A 12,140-nucleotide genomic window follows, 5' to 3' on the forward strand; every position below is an offset into this window, starting at 1 on the left:
GCCGCGGCGGGATGATCCCAGCAGGCACAGGAATTCCATGATCCGTTCCACGCTTAATCGCATTATCGGCATGCTGGTGGTGATGGCGCTGGTGGTCACCATCGTCTTTGTCATCGTGCGGGTCACGCCCGGCGATCCGGCAGCGGTGATGCTGGGGCCCGATGCCACGCCCGCCGATATCGCCAGCCTCCGCGAACGGCTGGGGCTCAACGCCTCGATCCCGGAGCAGTTCATGAGCTATGTCGCGGGGATACTGCGCGGCGACTTCGGACGCTCCATTTTCCTCAACCAGCCGGTGACGCAAGCGCTCCTGCAGCGCGCCGAGCCGACCTTCTTCCTCACCATTTTCTCCTTGGCGATCGCCACGCTGATTGCCCTGCCGGTCGGCGTGCTCTCGGCCTATCTGCGTGGCTCGATCTTCGACCAGGTCGCCACGGCGATAGCCATGTTTGCCGCCTCCATTCCCAGCTTCTGGCTCGGGCTGGTCTTCATGCAGATTTTCGCCGTCCAGTTCGGCTGGTTCGATAGCTCCGGCTATGGTGGTCCGGGCGCCAACTTCGGCGAGCGCATGCACCATTTGGTGCTGCCCGCGGTGACGCTGGGGCTGATCAGTTCGGCGCTGATCACCCGTTTCACCCGCGCGTCAATGCTCGATGTGCTGAACGATGATTATGTCCGCACAGCCCGCTCCAAGGGCATGAGCGAGTGGCGCGTGGTGACCAAGCACGCGCTCAAGAACGCACTGATCCCGATCCTGACCGTGATCGGGCTGACCGCAGCATTGCTGATTTCCGGCGCCATCGTCACCGAGACGGTGTTTGGCCTGCCAGGGGTCGGGAACCTTATCGTCTCCGCGGTGCTGCGGCGCGATTATCCGGTGATCCAGGGCGCGCTGCTGGTGGTGGCTGGCCTTTACGTACTGGTTAATTTTGCCATCGACATGCTCTATCTGATCGTCGATCCGCGGGTGCGCTACTGATGAGCGCCATTGCCCCCGCCGCATTCCGCGAACCCAATCTGCTGCAGAAACTGGCCACCAGGCCCGCCGCCATGGCCGGGTTGACAATATTGGTCATCATGATCGCGCTAGCGCTGCTCGCGCCGTGGCTGTCGCCCTATGATCCCGCCAAACTGGCCGTTCGCGACCGCATGCAGGGCCCGAGCCTGCTCCATCTGTTCGGCACCGACGACCTCGGACGGGACGTGCTGACGCGCGTGCTCTATTCCGGCCGCACTTCGATCACCGTCGGCTTTGCGGTGGTCATCTTCGCCTCGATCATCGGCGTTTTCCTGGGCCTGATGGCCGGCTTCTTCCGTCGCCTCGATACCCCGGTATCGCGGCTAATCGATGCGATGATGGCTTTCCCCGATATCCTGCTCGCCATCGCCCTGGTCGCGGCGCTCGGCGCATCGGCCACCAATGTGGTCATTGCCCTGGGCACTGTCTACGCCCCGCGGTTGGCCCGCGTCGTGCGGGCCTCGACGCTGGTGATCCGCGAACTGCCTTATGTGGAGGCGGCGAGGGCGCTCGGCGTGCCCACGCCGGTCATCCTGGTCCGTCACGTGCTGCGCAACGTCACCTCGCCGCTGCTGGTGCAGGCCACCTTCATTTTCGCCAACGCCATTCTCGCCGAGGCCGGGCTGTCCTTCCTCGGCGTCGGCATTTCGCCCGATATTCCCACCTGGGGCACCATGATCTCCGTCGGCCGCCAATATCTGGAGCAGGCGCCCTGGATCATGTGGTTTCCGGGTGGCGCCATCATCGTCACTGTCCTCTCCTTGCAACTGGTCGGCGATGGCCTGCGCGACTTCCTCGACCCCCGTCTTGCCAAGGATGTCTGATGTTCGATAACCGCTTCAAACCGCAGTCCGACAGGCTTTTGATCAAGGGCGCCAAGCCGGTTGGTTTTGGCCAGCCAGGTCTGCCATCCAGCCTCGACATTCTGGTCGGCAAGGACGGCGCCATCCTCGATTTCGGCTCCGACCTCAGCGTCAGCGACGCTAAGACCATCGAGGCCAACGGCGCTTTCATTTCGCCCGGCTGGACCGACCTGCATGCCCATGTCTGGTATGGCGGCACCGATATCTCGATCCGCCCCGAACAAGGCGGCGCTGCCCGCGGCGTGACCACCATCGTCGATGCCGGCTCGGCTGGCGAAGCCAATTTCCACGGCCTGCGCGAGTTCATCATCGAGCCGGCGCGCGAGAATATCTACGCGTTCCTCAATCTCGGCTCGATCGGGCTGGTAGCGTGCAACCGCGTCACCGAATTGCAGGACATGCGCTCGATCGATCTCGACCGCACCATCCGCGTCATCAAGGAAAACCGCGACGTCATCGTCGGGCTGAAGGTGCGCGCCAGCGCGGTGATCTCGGGCGGCTGGGACCTGGTGCCGCTCAAGCTTGCCAAGAAGCTGTGCCGCATTCTTGACCTGCCGGTCATGGTCCATGTCGGCGAGCCACCGCCGCTTTATGATGACGTGCTGGGCCTTTTGACCGAGGGCGACATCGTCACCCATTGCTTCAACGGCAAGCAGGGCGGCTCGATCATCGAAGATGACGATCTCTACCGCCTCGCCGAGGACGCCGCCAAGCGCGGCATTATTCTCGATGTCGGCCATGGCGGCGCTTCGTTCTCCTTCGACGTCAGCAAGGCTGCACTGGAGCGCGGCCTCAAGCCCAATACGATCTCAACCGACCTGCACAACCGCTCGCTCGACACCGCCGTGTGGGATCTGGCAACGACGATGAGCAAGCTGCTCTCGCTCGGCATGGCGTTCGAGGATGTGGTGATTGCTTCGTCCACCGCCCCCAAGCGCGCCATCCGCAGGCCAGCCGACAACCTGCTGGCCAAGGGCAAGCCGGCCGAATTCACCCTGTTCGATCTGGAGGACGGCGAACTCGTCGTCACCGATAGCCAGGGCGTCGCCAGCACGCTGCATCAGACCTTCGAGCCACGCTTCGCCATGCTCGGCGCCGAGGCGGTCCCCGCCAGCCGCCACCATCCGCATCTGCCGGGCGCTCCGGGCCACAAGTGCCCTCATTGCGGGTGGACTTCATGAGCCTCGACCTGCCCGCCGATACCATCCTGTCGGTCCGCGACCTGCGCACCTGGTTCGCCAGTAAGCGCGTGACCGCCAAGGCGGTCGATGGCGTCACGTTCGATCTCAAGCGCGGCAGGACGCTCGCGGTGGTGGGCGAAAGCGGCTCGGGCAAGTCGGTGACCAGCCTGTCGATCATGGGCCTGCTGGCCAAGCCGGGCCGGATCGTCGATGGGCAGATCCTGTTCCGCGACCGGGCCGAGCGGGTGCACGATCTGGCGCAGTTCGCGCCCAAGCAGTCCCGTTCCCTCCGCGGAAGGGAGATCGCCATGATCTTCCAGGAGCCGATGACCTCGCTCAATCCGCTGTTCACCGTGGGCGACCAGATCGGCGAGATGATCGCGCTGCATGAGCCGGTGAGCCGAGGCGAAGCGCGGGCCAGGGCGCTGGAAATGCTGCAGCGGGTGGAAATTCCCGATGCGGCGCGGCGGTTGGACGATTATCCCCATCATATGTCGGGCGGCATGCGGCAGCGGGTGATGATCGCCATCGCGCTGGCCTGCAATCCATCGCTGCTGATCGCCGACGAGCCCACCACCGCGCTCGACGTGACCATTCAGGCGCAAATCCTTGATTTGCTTGGGCGACTGCAGCAGCAGTTCGGCATGTCGATCCTGTTCATCACCCACAATCTTGGGGTGGTGGCCGAGATCGCCCATGATGTCGTGGTCATGTATGGCGGTCGCGTCGTCGAACAGGCACCCGTGCTGAACCTCTTCGCCCACCAGACCCATCCCTATACCAGGGGCCTCCTGGCCTGCACGCCGGACACGACGCGCGATCTGGGCACTGATGGAGCGCGGCGGGCGCTTTATTCCATTCCCGGCTCGGTCCCCTCGATCACCAATCTGCCGCCCGGCTGTGCCTTCGAGCCGCGCTGTTCCATGGCGATCGAGGCCTGTCGCGTGGCATTGCCGGCGCTGCTTCCAGCCGGGCCGGAGACGGCGTCGCGCTGCATTCGGAGGAGCGAATTATGAGCGAACCTCTGCTCAGCGTGCAGGGCCTTACCAAGCATTTCGTCGGCCGAAATGGTCGGATTGTCCACGCGGTAGAGGACGTTAGCTTTGATATCCGACGCGGCACTACGGTTGGCCTGGTCGGCGAATCCGGTTCCGGAAAAACCACGGCCGGCCGCTCCATTCTGCGGCTGGTCGAGCCGAGTGGCGGCAAGGCGATCTTCGACGGCACCGACCTTTTTGCGCTCAAGCCACGCGAGATGCGGGACTGGCGCAAGCGCCTGCAGATCGTGTTCCAGGACCCCTATTCGAGCCTTAATCCTCGGATGCGGATCGACGCAATCATCGGCGAGGCGCTCGATGCACGCGGTTACCCAAGAGGCGCCAAACGCCGCGAACGTGTTAGCGAATTGCTAACATTGGTGGGACTTCCCGTCGACTATGCGCACCGTTTTCCGCACGAGTTCTCCGGCGGCCAGCGTCAGCGCATCGGCATCGCCCGAGCGCTTGCGGTCGAGCCGGATTTCATCGTCGCCGACGAGCCGGTCTCCGCCCTCGATGTCTCGGTGCAGGCCCAGGTGCTCAACCTGCTCGGCGAGCTGCAGCAACGACTTGGCCTAACCATGCTCTTCATCGCGCACGATCTCAGCGTGGTCGAATATCTCTGCGACGACGTGGTGGTGATGTATCTGGGTCGCGTCATGGAGCGTGGCCCCTCGCGGCAGGTCTATGCCCGGCCGCGTCATCCCTATACCAGGGCACTGCTGGCGACGGCGCCAGTGCCCGATCCGACGCGCAAGCGCACGCATGTGCCGCTGCAGGGTGATATTCCTTCGCCGATCAATCCACCCTCGGGCTGCGTGTTCCGTACCCGGTGTCCGGCCGCCATCGAGGCCTGCTCGCAAATCGTCCCGCCGGTCGAGCACATCGGCGGCGATCATCATGTGGCCTGCATTCGTCAGGCCGAACTAGCCTAGTTGGAGTTATAGTCTATGAGCATTTCCGAGCTAGCCAAGCGGCCGGATGCCAATCCCTACGAGCGGCTCAAGGCCATGGGCATCGTCTTGCCCGAGGCCCCTTCGCCGATCGCCAATTTCGTCACCCATGTCGTCGAAGGCAAATTGCTGTTCTTGTCGGGGCAGGGACCCAGCGAGGCCGACGGCACGCTGCACACCGGCAAGGTCGGGGCCGGCGTCTCGATCGAAGAAGCCTATGGTCATGCCCGGTTGACCGGGATCAACCTGATCGCGGTGATGCATGTCGCGCTCGGCGATCTCAGCCGGGTCCGGCGCGTGGTGAAGCTGCTGGGCATGGTCAATGCCACGCCCGAATTCTCCAACCACCCCGCCGTGATCAACGGCTGCTCCGACCTGATGAATGTCGTCTTCGGCGAGCGCGGCATTCACGCTCGTTCGGCTGTCGGATTCAGCTCGCTGCCAAATCAGATCACCGTCGAGATCGAGGCCGTCGTCGCTTTCGATTGAGGCAAGTTCCCAGACAAAATCGAGCGGCAACGGTCCGCTACCTATAGGGCAAAAATCATGACTCAGGATATCCGCGCCGATTACGGCCTCCGTCCAGTGATCAATGCATCGGGCACCATGACCTCGCTTGGCGCGTCCATTGTCGTCCCGGCCGCCGTCGATGCCATCACCCGGCTCCTGCCGCAATTCGTCGAGATCGGCGATCTGCACAAGCTGGCGAGTCGGACCATCGCCGAATTGACCGGGGGCGAGGCCGGTTTTGTCACCGCATCCTGCTCCGCCGCGATCAGCCTGGCGGTGGCGGCGGCGATCACTGGGGACAACCTGCTGGCCATCGAACGACTGCCCGATACCGGCATGCTCAAGAACGAAGTGTTGATCCAGTCCGGCCATATGGTGGGCTATGGCGCCCCCGTGGAACAGGCGATCCGCATGGCCGGCGGCAAGGTGATACCAGTAGGGCAGGCGACCAAGGCCAATGCCTATCAGCTGGAACTGTCGATCACCGACAAGACAGCGGCGGCGGTCTTCGTGGTCTCGCACCATGTTGTCGATTACGGCCAGATCCCGCTGACCACCTTCGCCAGGATCTGCCGCGCCAAGGGGGTCAAGGTCATCGTCGATGCGGCATCTGAATATGACTTCCGCAAATTCCTCTCTGAAGGCGCCGATGTGGTCCTCTATTCAGGCCACAAATTCCTTGGCGGGCCGACCTCGGGAATCTGTGCCGGCGAGAAAACCTTCATTCGCGATATCTACCTGCAGAACCGCGGTATCGGCCGCGGCATGAAGGTGGGAAAGGAAGGCATTATCGGTGTCATCGCTGCGCTTGAAGCTTGGAAGACCCGCGATCACGAGGGCATCCGCAAGCGTGAGCAGGCAGCGCTGGATGTCTGGGTCGAAGCCTTGGCGGGCCGGCCCGGCGTCGATGCCGTCATCGTCCCGGACCCGACCGATAATCCGCTCGATCGGATCAAGGTCACCATCGATCCCGAGGTCGCCCGCATCACCGCCTGGGACCTGGCGAGCGCGCTGGCCAGTGGCGACCGCCCGGTCGTCGTGCGTGACCATGAGACCGAACACGGCCACTTCTTCCTCGATCCCTGCAATCTGCATCCGGGCGAGGAGCATGTCGTCGCTGCGCGGCTGGTCGAGGAGCTCGAACGCGCCCTGCGCTCGAACGAGCAGATCCGCACCGATCTGCACCAGCGCTGGCTCGATGACGAAGCGGCGATATTGAATTGGCCGGACTGAGCGCGTAAATGGGCACCATGCCACGCAGGGTGGTTGGAGCGCATCCCGTGACAGAAGTCCAGACCGAGCCCGCCCGCAGGTCGCGCACCAGCGGGATCGATCGTGCCCTGCAGATTTTCGACTATCTGCAGCAAGTCGAGCAGGCCACGACGGCCTATGAGATCGCCCGCGCAGTCGGTGCGCCGCTATCGACGATTTATGCGATCATCGATGACCTGGTCGACAAAGACCTGCTCAACCGCGACAAGAACGGCCTGATCTGGCTCGGCCCGCGGCTTTATCACTATGGCCTGTCCTATGCGCGCAGCCTCGACCTGCTCAGCGCCGCAACCCACGAAATGCATGAACTAGCCCGGCAATCGGGCGAGACGGTGCAGGTTTGCGGGCGCGACCAGGAGACCATGGTCGTGCTGGCGATGGAAGAGGGGAGCGGGCAGTTCCACGTCACCTCGCGCGTCGGCTCGCGTTCCCCATTGAACTGGACCGCGTCGGGCCGTCTGCTGGTCGGCCATCTCCCGGAAGCCGAATTGCTGTCGATCTTCGCCAGCTCGGCGCGGGTTTCGCCGACCGGGCGAGCCGTAACCGACCCCGAAGTGCTCGCGGCCAACGCGCAAGAAGCCCTGGCCCAGGGCCTGTCGATCCAGGCCGGAGAGTCCGATTTCGCCGTGGCATGCATTGCCGCGCCGATCCGCGACGCCGCCGGCGTCTGCCACGCAACCATGTCAATAGTGGTGCCGGAACCCAAAGTCAGGCAGAAAGACCCTGACCTGATTGCGTTGGTCAAGGACAGCGCTAGGCGCGTGGAGGAACGGCTCGGCTGGGGCCGAGCAATCACGAAGCGACACCCCCACGACTAGGTGGCGTCGAGCCTGTGAACCCACGTTGTCCTACCACCTGGTACTGTCGACGGCGCGCTTCAGGGAGGTGAGGCGGGCTATTCCGAGCGCAGACCTTCGATCAGGCAACGGTTTGAAAATTCGTGGCGACGACAAGCGAGCGATCGTCTCCGCTACGGCACATGCGCAGCGTGCATGTGGATCTCCACAGCCGATGGCTAAGACAGTGTCCAGGTCAATTGACCATATTGTCTGACCTTTAAAGCGCGCCAGGCGCCACCTGCATGCCGGCATTACGGGCAGGCATCCCTGCAGCACCTGATCATACTGTGAGATACCCATTAGATTTATCGCGCGGCTGTTTTGACTTCGGGTTCAAGAACGCGAAGTAACGCGCCCTTTTTCGTCAAGCTAGTGAACGAGCACTGGTCCCTATTTTGGGTGTTCGCTTAGCCGTGCGGACTGGGCGCGTCAATTTGGGGCTTGCTTAGATGCAAGCTAGGCGTCGTGGGCGAACGCGTAGCGGTTGCGCCCCCTGTGTTTGGCACGATATAGGGCGAGGTCAGCACGTTGAAAAAGGCCGGCGTCAAGAAGACTATCGTCTTCAGAACACGCAATACCGATACTGGCTCCAACGTGGAGGTCTCTGCCGTTGATGGTAATGGCTTTTCTCAATGCCTGTATGATGTGAGCGGCCGTGGAGCGTAGATCGTCCGCACCGTCGCTGTAGTGGGATAAAACGATAAACTCGTCCCCACCGACACGGGCAACGAAATCATCGGGTCGTACCCTGTTCCTCAACACGTCAGCGACGTGACAAAGCACCTGGTCCCCCGCCGCATGTCCGAACGTGTCGTTGACCTTTTTGAAATGGTCGAGATCGATGTGGAGGATCGCCAGGTGTTCTGTATCGGTACGGTGTCGCGCCCTGACCTCCAGCAGTTTCATTTCGAGATACCGCCGGTTAGGCAAATTCGTGAGATGGTCGTGCAGAGCTGCATGTTGAAGTTGTTGTTGGGCGCGCTGCAATTCTGAGTACTGCGTGTCCGCCAATGCCTTTGCAACCTCTAGCTCATCGGCCCGTGCCACGTCGTTGGATATGTCCCAAATGGCGCCTAGAAACCTACCTCCTGCGACTTGGTCGGGAAAGTAGCGGCCGGCGGAGCGCACGTGCTTGGTCTGGCCGTCCGCAAGAACGATACGGAAGGTGGAATTATAATTAGCCTCGACGGCCACCGCCGCTAAGAAGTCGGCTTCGGCACGTGCTCTGTCTCCGGGATGAATGAACGCTTCCCACTCCGATCGTATCACGGCTTCACCGCGATCTTCGGTGCCGTATATCTGACACGTCCTTGCATCCCACTTGAAGATACCTGTACTTGGGTCAAGCTCCCAAACGCCGATCTTGCCCGCCTGGAGCGTTACGTCCAGCCGACCGGATAATAACCTGAGCTGACGCTCGGCCTCTTTCCGTTCGGAGATATCAGTATCGGTACCAAGGGTCCGTGTCGCGTTACCGTCGCCGTCCCAAGAAACATGCCGCCCGCGACTTTGTATCCACATGTAGCGTCCGCCTCGGTGCCGTTCTCGATATTCAAACACCCATACCTCGCGTTCGGAGGGGCCATGAGCCCGTGTAGCCTGAATTACGTGCTCATGGTCGTCGGGGTGAACTCTTTGCAACCAGGACTCCAACGAGCCGTCGACGGGGTCAGATGGCTTCATACCGCGCATTTCGAACCAGCTAGGGGAAAAATACAGTTGCCGGTTTTTCAAATCGTGATCCCAAACACCTTGCAGCGCGGCCATCAAAGCAAAATTCAGTCGGGCCTCACCGCGCGAGGATTCGCGCGGTGGAGACAAGGCCCGTCCGGCTGGGGTGAATTGCAAGACTAGATCCGCCATGCCTGCCGTCGCTGCAAGCGACGGTATTACGTGAGCGTCCACAGCCAAGCCGTCTTGCCGTTTTATCTGAATGTGAATGCCGGATACATTTGCGTCGGGCAAGCTGGCCATCACCCGAAGTATTTCGACCATATCGATCGTGATGAACCGGGATATGTGGGTATCCACGGTACAGCCGCCAACCATCTTCTCGAACGCGTGGTTGTTGAGGCACAGCATCCCGTCTGGCCGGAATGCTGCAATCGCATAACTGCCGGGCAAAACATCAGAATTTTTCGTCATTATGTGTTGCCTCCGATCTGCCCTTTGGCGCTAGCCATCTGATCACTGGGCTAAGATCGGCGCTAAAACCTAAGAAGTCTGCTTTAGGCCGCAGCGAATGCAAAAAAATGTTAGAAGTTAACAGTGCGAAAACCTAGTGACCGCAAAAATCTGCCGGCGGGCAAAAAAATCCCAATAGGAATTGCGCTGACCCTTTGAACCTTTTCTGCTGCTCGTCCTTTATGGCGATATTGCCAATGGCATGACTTCCCAAGCCAACTCAGGCGTGTTGATTTCCGCCGAGAGGTGACCCTAGGGGGATGCGGACGAAAACTTGGACTATCAAAGGAGATAGTTCATGTACTCATACGAAGATCGGGTCCGAGCGGTCGAGCTCTACATCAGGCTTGGTGAACGTGTCAGCGCGACCATTCTGCAGCTGGCTTACCCGACCAAGAATGCCCTAAAGGGCTGGCACCGCGAATACGAAAAACGCCTCGATTTGCCAGTGGGTTTTGCGGTCCGAGTCCCGAAGTACACTCAAGCACAGAAAGAGGCCGCCGTTGAGCACTACCTGTTTGATCCCGGACTTTGATGGTGCGATATTTTCCATCGAATGGAAGGAAGCACTATGGGCCAGGTTCTTTATGGCAGCGCCACGACGACGGAGGCAATCCGTCGAGCAATACAGAATAGTCAAGAGAGCCTGAGGGCGCTGTCGAAGCGCTACGGCATCACCCAGAAGACCATCGCGAAGTGGCGCAAGCGGACCTCGGTTGCCGATCTGCCGACCGTGCCGAAGGATGCCAAATCCACTGTGCTCACACGCGACGAGGAGGCGATGATCGTCGCGTTTCGACGCCACACGCTAAAGTTCATCCGAAGCTCGGGCCATTGTCTCCCGCGCCAGACGATGTTGCCCGGGCGCTCGCGCGGGAGACTGGTTCGCAGGCGCAGATCGCCGGCGCCCATGCTGCCCATGCTCTTGGCCTCTCCATGCAGGTTCCCGCAAAGAGTCTCTATCTCACCGACGGTCCTTCGCGCCGGATCGTGCTGGGCAAGCGTGTGGTCGATCTGCGGCATGCATCGCCTAAGAACCTCATAGCGTCGGGCAGCCCTGCCGGAAAGGTTGTCCAGGCGCTTCGCCATGTCGGTCAAGTGCGGGCCGCAGACGTTACGCAAATTGCCAGTCGTCGGCTGTCAGTAAGCGACAAACGGGTATTAGCATCCGACGCTGTTCAGGCGCCCGTCTGGATGCGCCCCACGCTGCTCTCGATCGGCGGATCCGCCTCGGATGCCTCGAATGGATGAAGTTGCCCGGCTTCCTCTTACCGACAGAGCCGCGCTTTTCGGCGAGACTGGCGCGGGGCGCGGTGTCGCCAACACCATTATAGAGAAGGACCTCTGGGTCTGCTGGAACTTAAAGCGCCTGTTCGACCTCCCGCAAGCCGCGGCGGCGAGCCTGGTGTTCAAGGGTGGGACGTCTCTTTCCAAGGCCTTCGGCATCAACTTCCTCTTCGAAGGTCACCGTTGCGGTATGTTGTGGCCGGGGATTGCCGCGCCAGACTGCACCATCCGACACGGCGCTGCGGTAGGAGATGCGCTCGGCGGCACGATCTGATCAAACGTATAGCCGGCGGGATATTCATTTCCGTCTGGGCTCCGCATGACAGTGTACCACTCCCCTCCCACCCGAAAATCCAGTTCCAGGACCGGCACGTGAAGCCTTCCGGCCCCCACCATTGGGCAAGCAGGTACGGATCCTCGAACGTACGCCAGGCTAGCGGGCGCGGTACTTTCAAGGTTCGGGCAATTACCAGTTCTCGCTGCTCGCCCGCCATTTTCACGACCGGGTAGTACACTTATGTCTCCCCCCTGGCGGTCAGTTGGACTTGGCTTCCTCGTCCGCGGTTTGAAGACGGTCGAGCAGACCGTCGAGGCGAGTAAGGCTTTCGTCCCAAAATTGGCGATATCCGTCGAGCCACTGCGCGGCCTCCCGCAATCGTTCGGGTTCTAACCGACAAGGCCGAAGCTGAGCATTTCGCCCTCGACTGATCAGGCCCGCGCCCTCGAGAACCTTCAGGTGCTTGCACACAGCCGGAATGCTCATATCGAATGGCAGAGCTAACTCCTTCACCGACGCCTCACCCTGCGTCAGCCGTGCCAGAATCGCCCGTCGCGTCGGGTCTGCGACCGCAGATAACGTGAGGCTCAACTGGTCATGAGCCATGCTGTACCTAACCATATGGTTTACTAACTTATTGGTTTAATACCGGCACCAGTAGGACCTGTCAATTGTGGTTCTTCGCAGCCATTCGAATTTTCTTCTGTGGCTGAGCAGCA

Annotated in this window: 12 protein-coding genes and 3 pseudogenes; 12 read left to right on the forward strand and 3 right to left on the reverse strand. The window is 61.4% G+C overall.

Features of this window, described 5'->3' with window-relative positions:
* Nucleotides 1-37 precede the first annotated feature (37 nt).
* From ABIB57_RS10265 to ABIB57_RS10300, 8 genes are read left to right on the forward strand one after another with little or no spacing between them, the layout of a single operon-like run.
* Nucleotides 38-979 (forward strand): ABC transporter permease, encoded by a 942-nt coding sequence (locus ABIB57_RS10265; RefSeq protein WP_354040517.1) that lies wholly within the window; start codon nt 38-40, stop codon nt 977-979.
* On the forward strand, nt 979-1,842 hold the full coding sequence (locus tag ABIB57_RS10270; protein ID WP_354040518.1) for an ABC transporter permease: 864 nt from the start codon (nt 979-981) through the stop codon (nt 1,840-1,842). Before ABIB57_RS10265 ends, ABIB57_RS10270 begins: the two co-directional genes overlap by 1 nt.
* Nucleotides 1,842-3,062 (forward strand): amidohydrolase/deacetylase family metallohydrolase, encoded by a 1,221-nt coding sequence (locus ABIB57_RS10275; protein ID WP_354040519.1) that lies wholly within the window; start codon nt 1,842-1,844, stop codon nt 3,060-3,062. The genes ABIB57_RS10270 and ABIB57_RS10275 overlap by 1 nt, the downstream gene beginning before the upstream one ends.
* The gene (locus ABIB57_RS10280) at nt 3,059-4,078 is read left to right on the forward strand and encodes an ABC transporter ATP-binding protein (protein WP_354040520.1); all 1,020 of its coding nucleotides are present in this window, start codon (nt 3,059-3,061) and stop codon (nt 4,076-4,078) included. Before ABIB57_RS10275 ends, ABIB57_RS10280 begins: the two co-directional genes overlap by 4 nt.
* Nucleotides 4,075-5,034: an ABC transporter ATP-binding protein gene (locus ABIB57_RS10285; RefSeq protein WP_354040522.1), complete on the forward strand. Its 960-nt coding sequence runs from the start codon at nt 4,075-4,077 to the stop codon at nt 5,032-5,034. Before ABIB57_RS10280 ends, ABIB57_RS10285 begins: the two co-directional genes overlap by 4 nt.
* Before the next feature lie 15 nt (nt 5,035-5,049).
* Nucleotides 5,050-5,541, forward strand: a complete 492-nt coding sequence (locus ABIB57_RS10290; RefSeq protein ID WP_354040524.1) for a RidA family protein — start codon at nt 5,050-5,052, stop codon at nt 5,539-5,541.
* A gap of 57 nt (nt 5,542-5,598) precedes the next feature.
* Nucleotides 5,599-6,795, forward strand: a complete 1,197-nt coding sequence (locus tag ABIB57_RS10295) for an aminotransferase class V-fold PLP-dependent enzyme (RefSeq protein WP_354040525.1) — start codon at nt 5,599-5,601, stop codon at nt 6,793-6,795.
* A gap of 17 nt (nt 6,796-6,812) precedes the next feature.
* Nucleotides 6,813-7,652, forward strand: coding sequence for an IclR family transcriptional regulator (locus ABIB57_RS10300; protein ID WP_502914374.1), 840 nt, complete (start codon nt 6,813-6,815; stop codon nt 7,650-7,652).
* 477 nt (nt 7,653-8,129) lie between these two features.
* On the opposite strand, the gene ABIB57_RS10305 is transcribed toward ABIB57_RS10300, so the two are convergent.
* Entirely contained in the window at nt 8,130-9,818 is a 1,689-nt protein-coding gene (locus tag ABIB57_RS10305; protein WP_354040529.1) for a diguanylate cyclase domain-containing protein, read from the reverse strand.
* Nucleotides 9,819-10,155: 337 nt separating this feature from the next.
* On the opposite strand from ABIB57_RS10305, the pseudogene ABIB57_RS10310 reads away from it, so the two are divergent.
* From ABIB57_RS10310 to ABIB57_RS26835, 4 genes and pseudogenes are all read left to right on the forward strand, one after another.
* Nucleotides 10,156-10,371, forward strand: a pseudogene (locus ABIB57_RS10310) (IS3 family transposase); the annotation flags it as partial.
* A 57-nt stretch (nt 10,372-10,428) separates the two neighbouring features.
* Nucleotides 10,429-10,668, forward strand: a pseudogene (locus tag ABIB57_RS10315) (IS481 family transposase); the annotation flags it as partial.
* Nucleotides 10,668-11,108, forward strand: a pseudogene (locus ABIB57_RS10320) (DUF6088 family protein); the annotation flags it as partial. The pseudogenes ABIB57_RS10315 and ABIB57_RS10320, both read left to right, overlap by 1 nt.
* Nucleotides 11,101-11,418, forward strand: a complete 318-nt coding sequence (locus ABIB57_RS26835; protein ID WP_502914375.1) for a hypothetical protein — start codon at nt 11,101-11,103, stop codon at nt 11,416-11,418. The pseudogene ABIB57_RS10320 and the gene ABIB57_RS26835, both read left to right, overlap by 8 nt.
* On the opposite strand, the gene ABIB57_RS10330 is transcribed toward ABIB57_RS26835, so the two are convergent.
* Nucleotides 11,322-11,540 (reverse strand): SRPBCC family protein, encoded by a 219-nt coding sequence (locus ABIB57_RS10330; protein ID WP_354040530.1) that lies wholly within the window; start codon nt 11,538-11,540, stop codon nt 11,322-11,324. The genes ABIB57_RS26835 and ABIB57_RS10330 overlap by 97 nt on opposite strands.
* Before the next feature lie 139 nt (nt 11,541-11,679).
* Nucleotides 11,680-12,027 carry an ArsR/SmtB family transcription factor gene (locus ABIB57_RS10335; RefSeq protein WP_354040532.1) on the reverse strand — a complete coding sequence of 116 codons (348 nt, stop codon included), beginning with the start codon at nt 12,025-12,027 and terminating at the stop codon, nt 11,680-11,682.
* Nucleotides 12,028-12,140 lie beyond the last annotated feature (113 nt).

This window comes from Devosia sp. UYZn731 (assembly GCF_040546795.1).
Classification (GTDB): domain Bacteria; phylum Pseudomonadota; class Alphaproteobacteria; order Rhizobiales; family Devosiaceae; genus Devosia.